Annotated in this window: 15 protein-coding genes; 13 read left to right on the top strand and 2 right to left on the bottom strand. The window is 64.8% G+C overall.

Features of this window, described 5'->3' with window-relative positions:
• Positions 1 to 38: 38 nt before the first annotated feature.
• The 3 genes from ACNFCI_RS18835 to ACNFCI_RS18825 are packed head-to-tail and all read left to right on the top strand — an operon-like array spanning position 39 to position 2,492.
• Positions 39 to 1,058: an aminoglycoside phosphotransferase family protein gene (locus tag ACNFCI_RS18835; protein WP_416768101.1), complete on the top strand. Its 1,020-nt coding sequence runs from the start codon at positions 39 to 41 to the stop codon at positions 1,056 to 1,058.
• The gene (gene murU / locus ACNFCI_RS18830; RefSeq protein ID WP_416768100.1) at positions 1,055 to 1,726 is read left to right on the top strand and encodes an N-acetylmuramate alpha-1-phosphate uridylyltransferase MurU; all 672 of its coding nucleotides are present in this window, start codon (positions 1,055 to 1,057) and stop codon (positions 1,724 to 1,726) included. Before ACNFCI_RS18835 ends, murU begins: the two co-directional genes overlap by 4 nt.
• Position 1,727: 1 nt before the next feature.
• A complete protein-coding gene (locus tag ACNFCI_RS18825; RefSeq protein ID WP_084856167.1) occupies positions 1,728 to 2,492 on the top strand; it encodes a DnaJ domain-containing protein in 765 nt (254 codons plus the stop codon).
• A 7-nt stretch (positions 2,493 to 2,499) separates the two neighbouring features.
• On the opposite strand, the gene ACNFCI_RS18820 is transcribed toward ACNFCI_RS18825, so the two are convergent.
• Positions 2,500 to 3,498, bottom strand: a complete 999-nt coding sequence (locus ACNFCI_RS18820) for an alpha/beta hydrolase family protein (protein ID WP_416768099.1) — start codon at positions 3,496 to 3,498, stop codon at positions 2,500 to 2,502.
• Positions 3,499 to 3,594: 96 nt separating this feature from the next.
• On the opposite strand from ACNFCI_RS18820, the gene ACNFCI_RS18815 reads away from it, so the two are divergent.
• From ACNFCI_RS18815 to trpE, 9 genes are all read left to right on the top strand, one after another.
• Complete coding sequence (locus tag ACNFCI_RS18815) at positions 3,595 to 5,982, top strand: PAS domain-containing sensor histidine kinase (protein WP_324815049.1); 2,388 nt, start codon at positions 3,595 to 3,597, stop codon at positions 5,980 to 5,982.
• A 9-nt stretch (positions 5,983 to 5,991) separates the two neighbouring features.
• A complete protein-coding gene (locus ACNFCI_RS18810; RefSeq protein ID WP_172403012.1) occupies positions 5,992 to 6,624 on the top strand; it encodes a response regulator transcription factor in 633 nt (210 codons plus the stop codon).
• A 384-nt stretch (positions 6,625 to 7,008) separates the two neighbouring features.
• Complete coding sequence (locus ACNFCI_RS18805; protein WP_084856160.1) at positions 7,009 to 8,127, top strand: ABC transporter ATP-binding protein; 1,119 nt, start codon at positions 7,009 to 7,011, stop codon at positions 8,125 to 8,127.
• A 40-nt stretch (positions 8,128 to 8,167) separates the two neighbouring features.
• On the top strand, positions 8,168 to 9,202 hold the full coding sequence (locus ACNFCI_RS18800; RefSeq protein WP_368830273.1) for an ABC transporter substrate-binding protein: 1,035 nt from the start codon (positions 8,168 to 8,170) through the stop codon (positions 9,200 to 9,202).
• 66 nt (positions 9,203 to 9,268) lie between these two features.
• Positions 9,269 to 10,516 (top strand): ABC transporter permease, encoded by a 1,248-nt coding sequence (locus tag ACNFCI_RS18795; RefSeq protein ID WP_368830272.1) that lies wholly within the window; start codon positions 9,269 to 9,271, stop codon positions 10,514 to 10,516.
• Between the two features lie 12 nt (positions 10,517 to 10,528).
• Entirely contained in the window at positions 10,529 to 11,356 is an 828-nt protein-coding gene (locus ACNFCI_RS18790) for an ABC transporter permease (protein WP_324815055.1), read from the top strand.
• Positions 11,357 to 11,552: 196 nt separating this feature from the next.
• Positions 11,553 to 12,227, top strand: coding sequence for a ribulose-phosphate 3-epimerase (gene rpe, locus ACNFCI_RS18785; protein WP_133327269.1), 675 nt, complete (start codon positions 11,553 to 11,555; stop codon positions 12,225 to 12,227).
• On the top strand, positions 12,224 to 13,042 hold the full coding sequence (locus ACNFCI_RS18780) for a phosphoglycolate phosphatase (RefSeq protein WP_084856153.1): 819 nt from the start codon (positions 12,224 to 12,226) through the stop codon (positions 13,040 to 13,042). The genes rpe and ACNFCI_RS18780 overlap by 4 nt, the downstream gene beginning before the upstream one ends.
• A gap of 70 nt (positions 13,043 to 13,112) precedes the next feature.
• Positions 13,113 to 14,594, top strand: coding sequence for an anthranilate synthase component I (trpE, locus tag ACNFCI_RS18775; RefSeq protein ID WP_084856150.1), 1,482 nt, complete (start codon positions 13,113 to 13,115; stop codon positions 14,592 to 14,594).
• Positions 14,595 to 14,711: 117 nt separating this feature from the next.
• On the opposite strand, the gene estP is transcribed toward trpE, so the two are convergent.
• Entirely contained in the window at positions 14,712 to 16,577 is a 1,866-nt protein-coding gene (estP, locus tag ACNFCI_RS18770; RefSeq protein ID WP_368830271.1) for an esterase EstP, read from the bottom strand.
• Positions 16,578 to 16,953: 376 nt separating this feature from the next.
• Between estP and ACNFCI_RS18765 the strand changes: the two genes are divergently transcribed.
• Positions 16,954 to 17,547, top strand: a complete 594-nt coding sequence (locus ACNFCI_RS18765; RefSeq protein ID WP_084856147.1) for an aminodeoxychorismate/anthranilate synthase component II — start codon at positions 16,954 to 16,956, stop codon at positions 17,545 to 17,547.
• The last annotated feature ends 5 nt before the right edge of the window (positions 17,548 to 17,552 follow it).

Here is a 17,552-nt window from a genome sequence, read left to right as displayed (position 1 = left end):
GACCCGCTTGACGGCTAGGGCCGTCGGAGACCCTTGTAATGCCCGATCACGATGTACGCCTGCAACAACTGACCGCCTGGCTCGATGAACAGCTTGCCCACCTTTTCCATGACAACGCCTGGGGCGAAGTGCCCGCAGGCCGCCTGACCGCGGCCAGCAGCGACGCGAGCTTCCGCCGCTACTTCCGCTGGGAGGCCGCTGGCCACAGCTTCGTGATCATGGATGCACCGCCGCCCCAGGAGAACTGCCGCCCGTTCGTCGAGATCGATCATCTGCTGGCCAGCGCCGGCGTGCATGTCCCTTCCATCCACGCCCAGGACCTGGAACGTGGCTTCCTGCTGCTGAGTGACTTGGGGCACAAGACCTACCTGGAAATCATCGATGCCGACAACGCCGATCCGTTGTTCGCCGATGCCATCGAAGCCTTGCTCGCGTTCCAGCGCTTGCCGATGAGCGCGCCACTGCCCAGCTACGATAACGCCTTGCTGCGCCGCGAAGTGGAGCTGTTCCCGGAGTGGTACGTAGGGCGGGAGCTGGGCTTGGCCTTCACCGAGGCGCAGCAGGCGAGCTGGCAACGTGTCAGCCAGCTGCTGATCGACAGCGCCCTGGCCCAGCCCAAGGTGCTGGTGCACCGCGACTACATGCCACGCAACCTGATGCAGAGCGAGCCGAACCCTGGCGTACTGGACTTCCAGGATGCCGTGTACGGCCCGGTGACCTACGACATCACCTGCCTGTTCAAGGACGCCTTCGTCAGTTGGCCCCAGGCGCGTGTCGAAGGCTGGCTGCGCGAGTACTGGCAAAAAGCACGCACGGCCGGTATCCCTGTCCAGTCCGATTTCGAGGACTTCCACCGCGCCAGCGATCTCATGGGCGTGCAGCGCCACCTCAAGGTGATCGGGATCTTCGCCCGCATCTGCCACCGTGACGGCAAGCCCCGCTATCTGTCCGACGTGCCACGCTTCTTCGCCTACATCGACGAGGTCATCAGCCGGCGCCCCGAGTTGGCGGAGCTGGGCCAGCTGATCGCCGAACTCCAAGCCGGAGCTCGCCCATGAAGGCGATGATCCTGGCGGCAGGCAAGGGCGAACGCATGCGCCCTCTGACCCTGCACACGCCCAAGCCGTTGGTACCGGTGGCTGGCCAGCCGTTGATCGAGTACCACCTGCAGGCCTTGGCCCGAGCAGGCTTCACCGATGTGGTGATCAACCATGCCTGGCTCGGCCAGCAGATCGAAGACCATCTGGGCGATGGCGCCCGCTTTGGCCTGAGCATCCGCTATTCGCCAGAAGGCGAGCCGCTGGAAACCGGTGGCGGTATCTTCAAGGCCCTGCCGTTGCTGGGGGATACACCGTTCCTGCTGGTCAATGGCGATATTTGGACCGACTACGACTTCGCCCGGTTGCGCGCCCCGTTGGCCGGCCTTGCCCACCTCGTGCTGGTGGACAACCCAGGCCATCACGGGCGGGGCGATTTCCGCCTGGCCGGCGAGCAGGTCGTGGACGGCGACGATGCGCCCGGGACCCTGACCTTCAGCGGCATCTCGGTACTCGATCCCGCCCTGTTCGACGGTTGCCAGCCCGGCGCCTTCAAGCTGGCGCCCCTGCTGCGCCAGGCCATGAGCCAGGGGCAGGTCACTGGCGAGCACTATGCGGGCCATTGGGTCGATGTCGGCACCCTCGAGCGCCTGGCCGAGGTCGAGCGCCTGATCGCCGGGCGCGCCTGAGATGTGGTGGCCGAGCACAGTGATCGGGGCCGGCGCCGGTTTCGCCATCGCCAGCATTCCCGGCGCACTGCTTGGCGCCTTGCTTGGCCAGGCCATGGACCGGCGTCTGCGCCTGCAGAGCTGGGACGATGTGCGCGAACGCCTGGGCGGGCGCCCGGCGTTGCGGGACGAGGAGCTGTTGTTCGTGTTGCTCGGGCGCCTGGCGAAAAGCGATGGCCGGGTCGTCGAGGGGCATATCCAGCAGGCCCGCCAGGAAATGACCCGGTTGGCCATGACCGAACCCGCGAGGCTGCGGGCGATCGCCGCGTTCAACCGCGGCAAGTCGGGCAAGGATCGGTTGGGGCGTTACCTGCAACGGATCAGGCTGCAACCCCATGCGGCCGAAGGCACCTTGCGCGCCTGCTGCCGGATGGCCTGGGCGGACGGCAAGGCCGGTACCCGTGAGCGCGAGCTGCTGTTGGAATGGGGCCGCGAGCTGGGGCTGACCCGGACCCAGGTCCTTGGCCTGGCGCTGGAATACGAGCCGCGAAAAACGCTTCCGGAACGCGGGGTGATGACGTATTCGGCGGCCTTGCGCCTGCTTGGCATCGAGGCGGACACCGACATCGACCAGGTGAAGCAGGCGTATCGGCGTTTGGTCAGCAAGCACCACCCGGACAAGCTGGCCGGCAGCGGTGCCAGCGAGGCGCGGGTGCGTGAAGCGACCGAGCGCACGCGCGAGCTGCACCAGGCGTACGCCATGGTTCGCAAACGGCGGGGGCTCTAGGCGTAATTTATTCCTGCGGCATCAACCACCCGCGTACCCGTCGGAACAGCTGTTCCTGTGTGGCCGCTGCATTGCCCGGCGTGGCGATCAGCGACAACTGCCGGTAGGGGGCGTCCTTCTGCCGCTTGCTCGCCTGCAGACGCAGCTCGGCGGCGCGTCGGTCGCGCGGCAGGGTGCTGTAGTAGATATCGGCAGTGGGCACCTTGAGCGTCGGCGTCAGGCTTTCGAGGTCATGCTCGACCCTTGCCGGCGTTTGCGCCGCGACCATTACCAGTTTCTGCACTTGCGGCGGTTGCCGCTCGCTCAGGTAGCGTGCCGCCCAATAGGCGCCGCTGCCATGGCCGATCAGCACGATGCTGCGCGCCTCGTGCTGCTGGGCATAGGCCACGGCGGCATCGAGGCGGGCGAAGATGCGTTCGGCATCGGCCTGGTCGTTCTGTTCGCTGGCGTCCTTGGCGTCGGTACTTTCGGCCGTGTCGGCATCGGGCGCGGTGGCCTGGGCGACGTTGGCGTTGGCATCATCCGGGGTGTCCTTGGCCGGAGCCGCCTCGCCCTTGCCTTTGTCAGGCTGGGCCTGTGGCGTATTGTCGAGCCGTGGCTGCGGGCTGTCGGAGACCAGGTCCGGAAGACTCACGCTCAGGCTGTGCCAGCCGACATCGGGAAACTTGCGGCGCAGCGGGCCGACCGCATTGGGCCAGTCGGCATTCTCGCCGGCCCCCGGAACGATGATCACGGCCCCCTTGGGGTCGCTGTCGTTGGCCGGTTTCCACAGGGCCAGGAAGTTGTCGGCGCCGACCTGCAAGTTTTGCTGTTCAGCCTTGGGCACCGTGCGTTCGAGCGCCTGGGCGTCTTCCTGGCTGCGTTCTGCCAGGGGCGGGCGGGGTGCAGGGGGGGTGGCCGATGCCTCGGCAGGTTGGGTTGCTGGCGCATCGGCGGCCTGTGTGCCGAGCGGCAAGAGCGAAGCCAGGCAGAACACTGCCAGCGTCGTGCGATAAAGTGTGAACATGGATCTTACCCAAGGCCAGAGTGATACCGGCAGCCTAATAGTATTTGTCCGTGACGGCCATGCATGATGGCCGCCCTTGCCAAGACGAGCGTATAGATGAAGCGAGTGCGTCGCCTGTTGGTTATCGGCTGGATGTTGCTGCCCTTGATCGCTTTGGCCCGGCCCGAGCCTGCGCCTTCGGTGGTGCTCGACCCGGCCCAGCAGCAATGGCTGGACAGCCATCGCAGCCTGCGGGTCGGCCTGGTGCTGCAAGCGCCCTACGCCCAGTTCGATCGGCGCCTGCAGCAGCTCTATGGCGCCAACGTGGAACTGGTGACCCAGCTTGCGCGTGCCCTGGAGCTGGACCTTACCTGGCGCAACTTCCCCGACCAGGCCGCTCTGGAGCAGGCCCTGCGCGCCGGCGAAGTCGATTTCGCCCCGGGCCTTACGCAAACCCCGGGCAGCCTGCGTCTGTGGTCGTTCAGCGACCCCTATATGCGCGTGCCCCAGTTGGTGGTCGGGCTGCGCACCGGGGCGCTGGCGGTCGAGCTGGAAAAGCTCGGCGTCAACGACCGGGTCGCGGTGCGCATGCCCAGTGCCTTGGCCGACTACCTGCGAGCCAACTACAGCAACCTGAATCTGCAGGGTGTGCCCAGCGAGCGTCAGGCCCTGCAACTGGTGCTGGGCGGCCAGGCCAGCTATGCGGTGCTGGACGAGGCAAGGCTCAGTGGCTTGTCCCGGGAGAGCGAGTTCGGCGACCTGGCCGTGGTTGGCGATATCGGCTTGCCGCAATTGCTGCGCATCGGCTCGCGGCGCGACTGGCCGATGCTGGCCGACATCCTGGAGCAAGGCCTGCAGGCCATTCCCGCCAAGGCGCTGGAGCAACTGCACCAGCGCTGGTTGCAGCCGAAGTACCCACGCCTGGGCGATACCGTGGGCTTCTGGCGCAACCTTGCGCTGCTGTTCGGCCTGTTGCTGATCTGCGCCCTGGCCACGCTGCTGTGGCAGCGCCGGCAGCAGCACCAGCTGGAGCGTCACCTGCTGACCGCACGGGAGAATCTGGTCGAACGCCAGGCCCGGGAGGAAGCGCTGCGCCTTAGCCAGTTCTCGATCGACCAGAGCACCGTCGGCATCCTCTGGGTCAACTGGGACAGCCATGTGCGCTACGCCAACCATGCGGCCGAACGCATGCTCGGCCGTGGCGAGGGTGAATTGCTCGACCGCCCGCTGATCGATTTCGAACCGAACCTGCACATGGACCGCTGGCTGGAGCTGTGGAAGCGGGTCCGCAGCGGTGATGGCAGTGCCGAGCAGTTCGAGACCCAGTGCCTGCACAGCGACGGCAGCTTGCTGCCGGTGGAGCTGTCGCTGAGCTTCCTGCGTTTTCGCGACGCCGAATACCTGGTGGTGTTCCTCACCGATGTCACCGAGCGCCGCCGTGCCCTGGCGGCCTTGCGCGAAAGCGACGCGCGGCTCAAGGGGATTGCTGGCAACGTGCCGGGGCTGGTATTTCGCCTGGAGCGTGACCCGGCCGAGGGTGACTTGGAGTTCCCGTACATCAGTGAAGGCAGCGAGGCACTGGTGGGTTACACGCCCGCGCAGATCCAGCAGCCCGACATGGGCTTGCGCAACCTGGTGCATCCGCAGGATCGCGCCGACTATCACCGGGTCCAGGACCTGGCCCTGGCCACTGACCAGGATTGGTCCTGGCAGGGCCGGATCCTCACGCGCCAGGGCGAGCAGCGCTGGGCCGACATCAAGGCCAGTACGCGGCGGCTGGCCGACGGCCGCGTGGTCTGGGACGGCATTGTCTGGGACATCACCCAGAGCAAGCGGGTCGAGCTCGAACTGGCGCGTTCCCAGGAGCAGTTGCGCGAACTCTCGGCGCACCTTGAGAGCGTGCGCGAGGAGGAAAAGGCCCGCATTGCTCGGGAGGTGCACGATGAGTTGGGGCAGATGCTCACCGTGCTCAAGCTCGAAGTCTCGATGTGCGAACTGGCCTATGCCGAGCTGGACCCGGGCCTGAACGAGCGCCTGGCCAGCATGAAGCGCCTGATCGCCCAGCTGTTCCAGTTGGTGCGTGATGTCGCCACCGCCTTGCGCCCACCGATCCTTGACGCGGGCATCGCTTCGGCCATCGAATGGCAAGCGCGACGCTTCGAGGCGCGTACCCAGATTCCTTGCCTGGTGCAGGTGCCGGATCACCTGCCGGCGTTGAGCGACGCCAAGGCCACCGGGTTGTTCCGCATTCTTCAGGAGGCGTTGACCAACGTGATGCGCCACGCCCAGGCGCATACCGTGCAGATCGAGCTGGCCTGCGAGGCGGACCACCTGCGCATGACCGTCATCGACGATGGTGTGGGATTTGCGCGCGACCAGGCTAGGCCGACCTCGTTCGGTCTGGTGGGGGTGCGTGAGCGTGTGCTGATGCTCGGTGGCAGCATGGAGCTGGACAGCGAGCCGGGTGAAGGTTGTAGCCTGAGTGTGACCATTGCGTTGGGGTAGGGGAGAGCGATCGTGATACGTGTGTTAGTGGCCGAAGACCACACCATTGTCCGCGAGGGCGTCAAGCAGTTGATCGGCCTGGCCAAGGACATGCAGGTAGTGGGTGAGGCCGGCAATGGCGAACAGCTGCTCGAGGCCTTGCGCCAGGCGCCGTGTGAGGTGGTGTTGCTGGACATCTCCATGCCAGGGGTGAACGGCCTGGAGGCGATCCCGCGGATCCGCGCCCTGCACAACCCGCCGGCAATCCTGATGCTGTCGATGCACGATGAGGCGCAGATGGCCGCCCGGGCCCTCAAGGCCGGTGCCGCGGGCTACGCCACCAAGGACAGCGACCCGGCCCTGTTGCTGACCGCCATCCGCCGAGTGGCCAGCGGTGGGCGCTATATCGACCCCGCCCTGGCCGATCGCATGGTCTTCGAGGTTGGCCTGACCGAGACCCGGCCGCTGCACACGCTGTTGTCGGAGCGCGAGTTCTCGGTGTTCGAGCGCCTGGCCCAGGGCGCCAACGTCAATGACATCGCCCAGCAGCTGGCGCTGTCGAGCAAGACCATCAGCACCCACAAGGCGCGGCTGATGCAGAAGCTCAAGGTCAATTCGCTGGCGGAGTTGGTGAAGTACGCGATGGAGCATAAGCTGGTGTGATTACGACATCCGTGCCCAGACGCGCGGTTTCCTATGGGAGATCACCCTGCCCTGCGCAGAGACCAGCCCCATGTGGGAGCGGGCTTGTCCCGCGATTGGGCCTGGCCCGATATCACCATCGCCGGGCAAGGGCTTCGCCCTTGATCGCGGGGCAGGTCCGCTCCTACAAAGAGTCCGCAAAATCCAACGGTTATGAGTTGTTCTATGAGCGCGGGCCGTTCGGGGCCTACGTGTCTATATCCGAATGCGTCACGCGTGTAGGGCGTTCCCTACAGCAAATCTTCCATCTGGATGATGGCATTCTCTCAGTACCCCCGATTTCCGGGGGCCTTGTAGCTGCTCTACGCTTTGCCTACGCAGTCATTCCAACAAGAAGGTGCAGGCATGAGCGAGGCGAATTCGAACGCTGGCGAGACACTGGTCAGCTTCCGCGGTGTACAGAAGAGCTACGATGGCGAATCGCTGATCGTCAAGGACCTCAACCTGGACATCCGCAAGGGCGAGTTCCTCACCTTGCTCGGCCCGTCCGGCTCGGGCAAAACCACCAGCCTGATGATGCTCGCCGGTTTCGAGACCCCCACTGCCGGTGAGATCCAGCTGGCCGGGCGTTCGATCAACAACGTGCCGCCGCACAAGCGCGACATCGGCATGGTGTTCCAGAACTACGCGCTGTTCCCGCACATGACCGTGGCGGAGAACCTGGCTTTCCCCCTGAGCGTGCGCAACCTCAGCAAGACCGATATCAGCGAGCGGGTCAAGCGGGTGTTGGCCATGGTCCAGCTCGATGCCTTCGCCAAGCGCTACCCAGGCCAGCTTTCCGGTGGCCAGCAGCAGCGTGTGGCCCTGGCCCGCGCCCTGGTGTTCGAACCCCAACTGGTGTTGATGGACGAGCCGCTTGGCGCCCTCGACAAGCAACTGCGCGAACACATGCAGATGGAGATCAAGCACATCCACCAGCGCCTGGGCGTGACCGTGGTGTACGTGACCCACGACCAGGGCGAGGCGCTGACCATGTCCGACCGGGTGGCGGTATTCCACCAGGGCGAGATCCAGCAGATCGCCGACCCGCGCACCCTCTACGAAGAACCACGCAACACCTTCGTCGCCAACTTCATCGGCGAGAACAACCGTTTGAACGGCACCTTGCTGATGCGCGACGGTGATCGCTGCCAGGTCCAGCTGCCCCGTGGGGAGCGGGTCGAGGCCCTGGCGGTGAATGTCGGCCAGGCCGGTGAGCCGGTGACCTTGTCGATCCGCCCCGAGCGCGTGCGCCTCAATGGCCACAGCGAACGCTGCGTCAATCGCTTCTCCGGGCGAGTCGCCGAGTTCATCTACCTGGGCGACCACGTGCGGGTACGCCTGGAGGTGTGCGGCAAGGGCGACTTCTTCGTGAAGCAGCCGATCGCCGAACTCGACCCGGCCCTGGCCGTGGGCGACGTGGTACCGCTTGGCTGGGAGGTGGAGCACGCCCGCGCGCTCGATCCGATTGCCGAAGCCCATTGAAGGTTTGCTTCACCAACCCTGAACTGTGGAGAGAACAATAATGCACAAGCAGTTGAAACTGACCGCCCTGGCCCTCGGCCTGTCCGTCGCCGGCCAAGCCCTGGCCGCGGACCTGACCGTAGTGTCCTTCGGCGGTGCCAACAAGGCCGCCCAGGTCAAGGCGTTCTACGAGCCATGGGAGAAGGCGGGCAAGGGCAAGATCGTCGCCGGCGAGTACAACGGAGAAATGGCCAAGGTCAAGGCCATGGTCGACACCAACAGCGTGTCCTGGAACCTGGTGGAAGTGGAGTCGCCGGAACTGGCCCGTGGTTGCGACGAGGGCATGTTCGAAGAACTCGACCCGGCGCTGTTCGGCAACGAGGCCGATTACGTGCCGGGCGCCATCCAGCCCTGCGGTGTGGGCTTCTTTGTCTGGTCCACTGTGCTGGCCTACAACGCCGACAAGCTCAAGACCGCCCCGACCAGCTGGGCCGATTTCTGGGACACCAAGCAGTTCCCGGGCAAGCGCGGCCTGCGCAAGGGCGCCAAGTACACCCTCGAATTCGCCCTGATGGCCGACGGTGTGGCACCGAAGGACGTGTACAAGGTACTGGCCACCAAAGAGGGCCAGGACCGCGCCTTCAAGAAACTCGACCAGATCAAGCCGAGCATCCAGTGGTGGGAAGCCGGTGCCCAGCCGCCCCAATACCTGGCCTCGGGTGACGTGGTCATGAGTTCGGCCTACAACGGCCGGATCGCGGCGGTGCAGAAGGAAAGCAACCTCAAGGTGGTGTGGAACGGCGGTATCTACGACTTCGACGCCTGGGCCATCCCGAAAGGCGCGAAGGATGTCGAAGAGGCGAAGAAATTCATCGCCTTCAGCGTGCAGCCCGAACAGCAGAAGACCTACTCCGAGAACATTGCCTACGGCCCGGCCAACGCCAAGGCGGTCAGCCTGCTGTCGGACGCGGTGAAGAAGGATATGCCGACCACGCCTGAGAACATCGCCAACCAGGTGCAGATCGACGTGGCCTTCTGGGCCGACAACAGCGAGCAATTGGAACAACGCTTCAACGCCTGGGCGGCGAAGAAGTAAGCCGCGCTGACGGAGCGCCGGCCATCGCGCCGGCGCTCATCGTTCCCCAGATTTTCGGAGTTCGCCATGGCCATTGCAGTGCCCCTGAACGAAGGCGCAGGTAAAAGCCTCAAGCAGCGCCTCAAGCACGCCGAGCGGGTCAACCGTTGGAAGGCGCAGGCGTTGATCGCGCCGCTGGCGCTGTTCCTGCTGCTGGTGTTCCTGGTGCCGATCGCGGCACTGTTGTACAAGAGCGTCGGCAACCCTGAGGTGGTGACCGGCCTGCCGCGCACCGTCCAGGCCATCACCCAGTGGGATGGCAAGGGCCTGCCGGGCGAGGACGTGTACAAGGTGCTCAGCGAGGACCTGGCCGAATCGCGCAAGAAACAGACCCTGGGCGATCTCTCCAAGCGCCTGAACATGGAACTGGCCGGCTACCGCAGCCTGTTGGCCAAGACTGCCCGGGCGTTGCCGTTCAAGGCCGAGCCCGCTTCCTACAAGGATGCCCTGCAGGCGCTCGACGAGCGCTGGGGCGACCCGGCCTACTGGCAGGCGATCCGCCGCAACACCAGCACGGTCACGCCCTTCTACCTGCTGGCGGCCCTGGATCACCGCATCGATGACCTGGGCGAGGTGGCCAAGGCGACCCCTGACCAGTCCATCTACCTGGACATCTTCACCCGTACCCTGTGGATGGGCGTGGTGATCACAGCGATCTGCCTGGTACTGGCCTACCCGTTGGCCTACCTGCTGGCCAACCTGCCGACTCGGCAGAGCAACCTGCTGATGATCCTGGTGCTGTTGCCGTTCTGGACGTCGATCCTGGTGCGCGTGGCGGCGTGGATCGTGCTGCTGCAGTCGGGCGGCCTGATCAACAGCGCACTGATGGCCATGGGCATCATCGACGAGCCACTGGAGCTGGTGTTCAACCGGACCGGCGTATACATCTCGATGGTCCATATCCTGCTGCCCTTCATGATCCTGCCGCTGTACAGCGTGATGAAGGGGATTTCGCCCAGCTACATGCGTGCAGCGATTTCCCTGGGTTGTCACCCGTTCGCCAGCTTCTGGCGGGTGTACTTCCCGCAGACCTACGCCGGTGTCGGTGCCGGCTGCCTGCTGGTGTTCATCCTGGCCATCGGCTACTACATCACCCCGGCATTGCTGGGCAGCCCGAACGACCAGATGGTCAGCTACTTCGTCGCCTTCTATACCAACACCAGCATCAACTGGGGCATGGCCACCGCGCTGGGTGGGCTGTTGCTGCTGGCGACCGTGCTGCTGTACCTGATCTATAGCTGGCTGGTCGGTGCCAGCCGCCTGCGCCTGAGCTGAGGAGCCCTTGTCATGCTGAGCCCTTACATGTCGCCCGTGGAGCGGGTCTGGTTCTACAGCCTGCGCATCCTCTGTGGCCTGATCCTGTTGTTCCTGGTACTCCCGGTGCTGGTGATCGTGCCGCTGTCCTTCAACAGCGGCAGCTTCCTGGTGTACCCGTTGCAGGGCTTTTCGCTGCAGTGGTACCAGGACTTCTTCGCCTCGGCCGAATGGATGCGGGCGTTGAAGAACAGCATCATCGTCGCGCCGGCAGCCACCTTGCTGGCCATGGTCTTCGGTACCCTGGCCGCCATCGGCTTGACCCGAGGTGACTTCCCCGGCAAGTCGCTGGTGATGGCCCTGGTGATTTCGCCCATGGTGGTGCCGGTGGTGATCATCGGCGTGGCCAGCTACCTGTTCTTTGCCCCGCTGGGCATGGGCAACAGCTTCATTTCGTTGATCCTGGTACATGCGGTGCTGGGCGTGCCGTTCGTCATCATCACCGTGTCGGCGACCTTGCAGGGCTTCAATTACAACCTGGTGCGGGCGGCAGCCAGCCTGGGCGCTTCGCCGCTGCTGACCTTCCGTCGGGTGACCTTGCCGCTGATCGCCCCGGGGGTGATCTCGGGGGCGCTGTTCGCCTTCGCCACTTCGTTCGACGAAGTGGTAGTGACGCTGTTCCTCGCCGGCCCCGAGCAGGCGACCCTGCCACGGCAGATGTTCAGCGGCATTCGCGAGAACCTGAGCCCGACCATCGCCGCGGCGGCGACCTTGCTGATCGCGTTTTCGGTGATCCTGCTGCTGACCCTGGAATGGTTGCGCGGGCGTAGCGAGAAGCTGCGGACCCAGCAGCCGGCCTGATCGTGGGTATCGACACCGAACTTGTAGGAGCGGGCTTGCCCCTCGATTGCGGCAGTGAAGCCAACATCGCAATCGCGGGACAAGCCCGCTCCTACAGGTTCGGTGCTGGCGAGCGATCGAATTGATACCAATCAGCCCTCATCCGCCTCCCTGAGTTACAATGCGCGCCACCGTGATTTCTGCCAACAGGTGCGCCATGCAGCCCTACGCTATTGCTCCCTCCATCCTCTCCGCCGATTTCGCCCGCCTGGGCGAGGACGTCGACAAGGTACTGGCCGCCGGGGCCGACATCGTCCACTTCGATGTGATGGACAACCACTACGTACCCAACCTGACCATCGGCCCGATGGTCTGCAGCGCCCTGCGCAAGTACGGCGTGACCGCACCGATCGACGTGCACCTGATGGTCAGCCCGGTCGATCGCATCATCGGTGACTTCATCGAGGCTGGCGCCACCTACATCACCTTCCACCCGGAAGCCTCCCAGCACATCGACCGCTCCTTGCAACTGATCCGCGACGGTGGCTGCAAGGCCGGCCTGGTGTTCAACCCGGCTACCAGCCTGGATGCGCTTAAATACGTGATGGACAAGGTCGACATGGTCCTGCTGATGAGCGTCAACCCAGGGTTCGGCGGGCAGAAGTTCATCCCCGGCACCCTCGACAAGCTGCGCGAAGCCCGTGCCTTGATCGACGCCAGCGGCCGCGATATCCGCCTGGAGATCGATGGCGGCGTCAACGTCAACAACATTCGTGAGATCGCTGCCGCCGGTGCCGATACCTTCGTGGCCGGTTCGGCGATCTTCAATGCGCCGGACTACCAGGAAGTCATCGCCAAGATGCGCGCCGAGCTGGCCCAGGCTCGCCCATGAGCGGCTTCGAGCAGCTGTTCCCGGGAGCGCTGCCCAGGCTGGTGATGTTCGATCTGGATGGCACCCTGATCGATTCGGTCCCTGACTTGGCTGCTGCCGTGGATCGTATGCTGCTCCAGTTGGGGCGCCCGCCCGCGGGCCTGGAGGCCGTGCGCCACTGGGTCGGCAACGGTGCCCAGGTCCTGGTCCGGCGTGCCCTGGCCGGTGGGCTGGACCACGATGCGGTCGACGACGAGCTGGCCGAACAGGGCCTGGCGCTGTTCATGGAAGCCTATGGCGAAAGCCACGACCTGACGGTGGTCTACCCTGGGGTGCGCGATACCTTGCGCTGGTTGCGCAAGCAGGGTGTGGAAATGGCGCTGATCACCAACAAGCCCGAGCGCTTCGTCGGTCCGTTGCTGGACCAGATGAAGATCGGCCGCTATTTCCGCTGGATCATCGGCGGCGACACCCTGCCACAGAAAAAGCCCGACCCGGCTGCGCTGCTGTTCGTCATGAAGATGGCCGGCGTGCGCCCCGAGCAGTCGCTGTTCGTGGGGGACTCGCGCAGCGATGTACTGGCGGCCAAGGCGGCCGGGGTCAAGTGCGTGGGGCTGACCTACGGCTACAACCATGGGCGTCCGATCCATGAAGAATCGCCCAGCCTGGTCATCGACGACCTGCGCGCCCTGTTGCCAGGTTGCTTACTCCCGGCCACTGGGATAACGTTGGCGGACCTTCAGGCCTCACAAGACAGAGAGTCCACCGTGGCGGTTACCGGCAAATTCTGGATGAAAGTCATCAAGGCCCTGGCCCGTTGGCGCTGGCGCGCCTGACTCCTGCCCGCCGGCGCCTGCCGGCCCGTCCGCTTGCCCGACCCTATTGCTGCTTGCCACGAGGCTACTCATGACCCGCGAAGAATTCCTGCGCCTGGCCGCTGCCGGCTATAACCGCATTCCCCTGGCCTGTGAAACCCTGGCCGACTTCGATACACCGCTGTCGATCTACCTGAAGCTGGCCGACCAGCCCAATTCCTACCTGCTCGAGTCTGTGCAGGGCGGCGAGAAGTGGGGCCGTTATTCGATGATCGGCCTGCCGTCGCGCACCGTGCTGCGGGTGCATGGCTACCAGGCGAGCATCCTGCAGGATGGCGAGCAGGTGGAAAACCACGAGGTGGAAGACCCCCTGGCCTTCGTCGAAGCCTTCAAGGACCGCTACAAGGTAGCCGACATTCCAGGCCTGCCGCGTTTCAACGGCGGCCTGGTCGGTTACTTCGGCTATGACTGTGTGCGCTATGTGGAAAAGCGCCTGGGGGCGTGCCCGAACCCGGACCCGCTGGGTGTGCCGGATATCCTGCTGATGGTCTCCGACGCCGTGGTGGTGTTCGACAACCTGGCCGGCAAGATGCACGCCATCGTGCTGGTCGACCCGGCCCAGGAGCAGGCCTACGAACAGGGCCAGGCCCGCTTGCAGGGCCTGCTGGCCAAGCTGCGCGAGCCGATCACTCCGCGCCGTGGCCTGGACCTGAGCGGCCCGCTCGCCGCGGAGCCGGCATTTCGCTCCAGCTATACCCGCGAGGACTATGAGAACGCGGTGGGGCGCATCAAGGAATACATCCTGGCCGGCGACTGCATGCAGGTGGTGCCGTCCCAGCGTATGTCCATCGACTTCAAGGCCGCGCCGATCGACCTGTACCGTGCCTTGCGTTGCTTCAACCCGACGCCGTACATGTACTTCTTCAACTTCGGCGATTTCCATGTGGTCGGCAGCTCCCCAGAGGTGCTGGTGCGGGTCGAGGACAACCTGGTCACCGTGCGGCCGATCGCCGGTACCCGCCCGCGTGGCGCGACCGAGGAAGCCGACCGGGCGCTGGAAGACGACCTGCTGTCGGACGACAAGGAAATCGCCGAGCACCTGATGCTCATCGACCTGGGGCGCAACGATGTGGGCCGGGTGTCGTCCACCGGCAGCGTGCGCTTGACCGAGAAGATGGTCATCGAGCGCTACTCCAACGTCATGCACATCGTCTCCAACGTCACCGGCCAACTGCGCGAAGGGCTGACCGCGATGGACGCGCTGCGCGCGATCCTGCCAGCTGGCACCCTGTCGGGAGCGCCGAAGATCCGTGCCATGGAGATCATCGACGAGCTGGAGCCGGTCAAGCGTGGCGTCTACGGGGGAGCGGTGGGCTACTTTGCCTGGAACGGCAACATGGATACCGCCATCGCCATCCGTACTGCGGTGATCAAGGACGGCGAGCTGCATGTGCAGGCCGGTGGCGGTATCGTGGCCGATTCGGTGCCGGCGTTGGAATGGGAAGAAACCATCAACAAGCGTCGGGCAATGTTCCGCGCGGTGGCTCTGGCGGAGCAGACACCGGCCAAATAAGCCTTTGATCCACGACTGCCGAGCAGCCCATCGCCGGCAAGCCGGCTCCCACAGGTTCGAGAACTGCGAAAACCTGTGTGAGCTGGCTTGCCAGCGATTGGGCCGGCCCGGGTTGGCCTAGAAATCCAGGCTCAACGCCAGGCTCACGCCTTGCTGGGTCACGTCATCACTCTTGCGCCAGTTGTAGTTCCCACGCACATGCACCCCTGCCACCAGCTCATGGGTCAGCCCCAGGCTGGCCCGCGTCAGGTTGCTGTCTGGCGTATAGCCTGTGAGCGTGAAGTCGTGGGCCGGCAGGCTGGTCAAGTGCATGGTCAGGTCCTGGCGATCATCTTCGAACTCGTGCTCGCGAGCGACTTCGGCGAACAGCCGGGTGCCGACCGTGAACTGATACCCGCCTTGCAAGCCAAGCCCCAGGCGCCGCGAAGTCCGTTCCTGGTCATCGAAGGCCAGGGCCGTGGAGCGCCCGCTTTTCTCTTCGTAACCATCGACCTTGACCCGTGCATAATCGGCGCTGACGAAAGGTGACAGCTGCCAGGCGCTGTGCTCGGTCGCCAGGTTGTAGCCCAGCCGGCCGGTGAGCGCCCAGGCTTCGCCATCGGTGTCGCCTTTCTCGCTGCGCTCGCCGGCGCCGAGCGCGAAGGTGCGCTTGAGGTCGTGATAGTCCAGGTGCCCGGCGGTCAAGGCCGCATCTCCCCACCAGCGGCCCTGGCGATACTGGGCGAATACCGTGGCGAGGTAGCTGTCGAGCTTGTAGTCCGAGTCGTGCGCGCCGGCTTCGAGTTTTTGCCGGTTCACGCCTGCGGCCAGGCCGATGCGCCAGGCGTCGTCGAACCGGTAGCTGCCGCCCAGGGTCAGGTTGTAGCCACGGCCATCACCGCTGGCGCCGCTGCGCTGGCCGTCGAAGTCCAAATCCTGGGCTCCCGTGGCGACGAACGGTTGCCATTGGCCAACCGCCTGCCAAGGGGCCTGCCATTGGTTGCGCAGTTCGTCCTGGTGGGCGCGCAGGTTGCCGTGGGCCATTTCCGGCAGCAGCGTCAGTTCCCAGGGTGCGGCCAGGATCGAGTAGCCATAGTCGGCGATCAGTTGCTGGCCGGCGATGGTTGGGTGGACCGAGTCGTTGAACAGCAGCTTGGTCGGGTCCGGCGCGGTGCCGTTGGCGCCATACACCGGGTTGCCCACGCAGCCTTCGCCGCTGTAGCAGGTGCCGACCAGGTTCTGGTCGGTCGCCAGGCCGAACTCGGCGGGGCTCGCCAGAGCTTCCCGGAGCAGCATCGGGATGTTCAGCGGGATGATCTGGGCGTCGATCTGTCCGAGTTGGCTCAACAACGACTGGTTGAATACACCGGACAATTGCGACAGCGGGCCCTCCAGTGGCGTGCCGCTGTAGTTGGGTGTCTGGCCCAGGTCCGGCAACAGCCAGACCATGATGTAGCGTGCTCCACCCTGTTGCAGTGCCTGGGCGCTTGCCGCCAGGCGCCCACCTGCGGCTGCAGCGTCAGCCGGCGTGTTGACCAGGCCCTGGAGGAAATCGTTGCCGCCGCCGGTCAGGTAGTACAAGGCGTTGGGGTCGGCGAACTTGCCATTGGCCAGGTAGCCGTCGCGTTCGCGCAATACCAGGCCCGCCCCCGGGCGGCCTGGTGGGATGACGGTGCGTGAGGTGTCGGTGATCGAGTCGAGTATCTGCTGCGTGGTGTAGCCGCCGACGGCCCAGTTGTTGCCGTCGGGCCGGGTACCGATGGACGTGGAGGGGTTCAGCTCCTCGGGCGCGACTCCCAGGCGGCTGCCGAGGATCATCGGCGTGACCGGCGCATAGCTGCCATCGGCGTTGCGGTTGGTGAAGCGCAGGCCGAACTGCCCGGCATCGCTGAGGCTATCGCCGAACACGATCATCGAGGAGTAGGGCGAAGGTGCCGCCATGGCGTGGCTGCAGGAAAGGGCCAGCAAGCCCAGCAAGGAGCGAAGAAAGGGTGGTTTTTGCATGGAGGAAGATCCTTTTCATTGTTTTTATCAGGACAAACCGATTGACCTTAGCAAACCTGTGGTCATTCTTCCCGAGTGGATTCGTTTCGCCGTGTTTACGGGCATATTGCACCCGCCGTCCCGGTAGGCTACTGTGCCGTGACGTATGAGCGAGACCTAATCCTGTGTTGATCGTCAGCAAACTCTTGATGCGCGTTATCAAGGCCCACGCCCGTTGGCGTTGGCGCGCCTGACTTTATCTCCTGCCGGCCAGCCCGGCCCGTCCCCGTTTGCCTCCCAGCTGTTTCACCGAGCGCACCCCGCGCGATAGCCCGTCTTTGCGTCCGGCGCTGGAAGGTTCGAATTCAAAGTCAGTAGATTCAAGAGGTTCAACCCGATGTTACTGATGATCGACAATTACGACTCCTTCACCTACAACGTCGTTCAATACCTGGGCGAGCTGGGTGCCGAGGTCAAGGTCATTCGCAACGATGAAATGACCATCGCCCAGATCGAAGCCCTCAACCCCGAGCGCATCGTGGTTTCTCCTGGGCCTTGCACACCGAGCGAGGCGGGCGTCTCCATCGAGGCCATCCTGCATTTTGCCGGCAAGCTGCCGATCCTCGGCGTGTGCCTTGGGCACCAGTCCATCGGCCAGGCTTTTGGCGGTGACGTGGTACGTGCCCGCCAGGTGATGCACGGCAAGACCAGCCCGGTCCACCATCGCGACCTGGGTGTGTTCGCCGGGCTCAACAACCCACTCACCGTGACCCGCTACCATTCCCTGGTGGTCAAGCGCGACACCCTGCCCGACTGCCTGGAAGTCACGGCCTGGACCGCCCATGACGACGGCTCGGTCGACGAGATCATGGGCTTGCGCCACAAGACGCTGAACATCGAGGGGGTGCAGTTCCACCCCGAGTCGATCCTCACCGAGCAGGGGCACGAACTGTTCGCCAACTTCCTCAAGCAGACCGGCGGCCGCCGCTAAGGATC

Source organism: Pseudomonas sp. NY15356 (assembly GCF_048068175.1).
Classification (GTDB): domain Bacteria; phylum Pseudomonadota; class Gammaproteobacteria; order Pseudomonadales; family Pseudomonadaceae; genus Aquipseudomonas; species Aquipseudomonas putida_K.
The sequence above is the reverse complement of the archived record's forward strand: the minus strand, read 5'-3'. Positions and strand labels throughout refer to the sequence as shown.

Excerpts from the sequence above, each read along its gene's own strand:
- rpe (WP_133327269.1), top strand. The coding sequence starts at position 11,553 with ATGCAGCCCTACGCTATTGCTCCCTCCATCCTCTCCGCCGATTTCGCC.
- ACNFCI_RS18805 (WP_084856160.1), top strand. The coding sequence starts at position 7,009 with ATGAGCGAGGCGAATTCGAACGCTGGCGAGACACTGGTCAGCTTCCGC.
- ACNFCI_RS18800 (WP_368830273.1), top strand. The coding sequence starts at position 8,168 with ATGCACAAGCAGTTGAAACTGACCGCCCTGGCCCTCGGCCTGTCCGTC.
- ACNFCI_RS18835 (WP_416768101.1), top strand. The coding sequence starts at position 39 with ATGCCCGATCACGATGTACGCCTGCAACAACTGACCGCCTGGCTCGAT.
- estP (WP_368830271.1), bottom strand. The coding sequence starts at position 16,577 with ATGCAAAAACCACCCTTTCTTCGCTCCTTGCTGGGCTTGCTGGCCCTT.
- ACNFCI_RS18795 (WP_368830272.1), top strand. The coding sequence starts at position 9,269 with ATGGCCATTGCAGTGCCCCTGAACGAAGGCGCAGGTAAAAGCCTCAAG.
- murU (WP_416768100.1), top strand. The coding sequence starts at position 1,055 with ATGAAGGCGATGATCCTGGCGGCAGGCAAGGGCGAACGCATGCGCCCT.
- ACNFCI_RS18780 (WP_084856153.1), top strand. The coding sequence starts at position 12,224 with ATGAGCGGCTTCGAGCAGCTGTTCCCGGGAGCGCTGCCCAGGCTGGTG.
- trpE (WP_084856150.1), top strand. The coding sequence starts at position 13,113 with ATGACCCGCGAAGAATTCCTGCGCCTGGCCGCTGCCGGCTATAACCGC.
- ACNFCI_RS18815 (WP_324815049.1), top strand. The coding sequence starts at position 3,595 with ATGAAGCGAGTGCGTCGCCTGTTGGTTATCGGCTGGATGTTGCTGCCC.
- ACNFCI_RS18765 (WP_084856147.1), top strand. The coding sequence starts at position 16,954 with ATGTTACTGATGATCGACAATTACGACTCCTTCACCTACAACGTCGTT.
- ACNFCI_RS18825 (WP_084856167.1), top strand. The coding sequence starts at position 1,728 with ATGTGGTGGCCGAGCACAGTGATCGGGGCCGGCGCCGGTTTCGCCATC.
- ACNFCI_RS18820 (WP_416768099.1), bottom strand. The coding sequence starts at position 3,498 with ATGTTCACACTTTATCGCACGACGCTGGCAGTGTTCTGCCTGGCTTCG.
- ACNFCI_RS18790 (WP_324815055.1), top strand. The coding sequence starts at position 10,529 with ATGCTGAGCCCTTACATGTCGCCCGTGGAGCGGGTCTGGTTCTACAGC.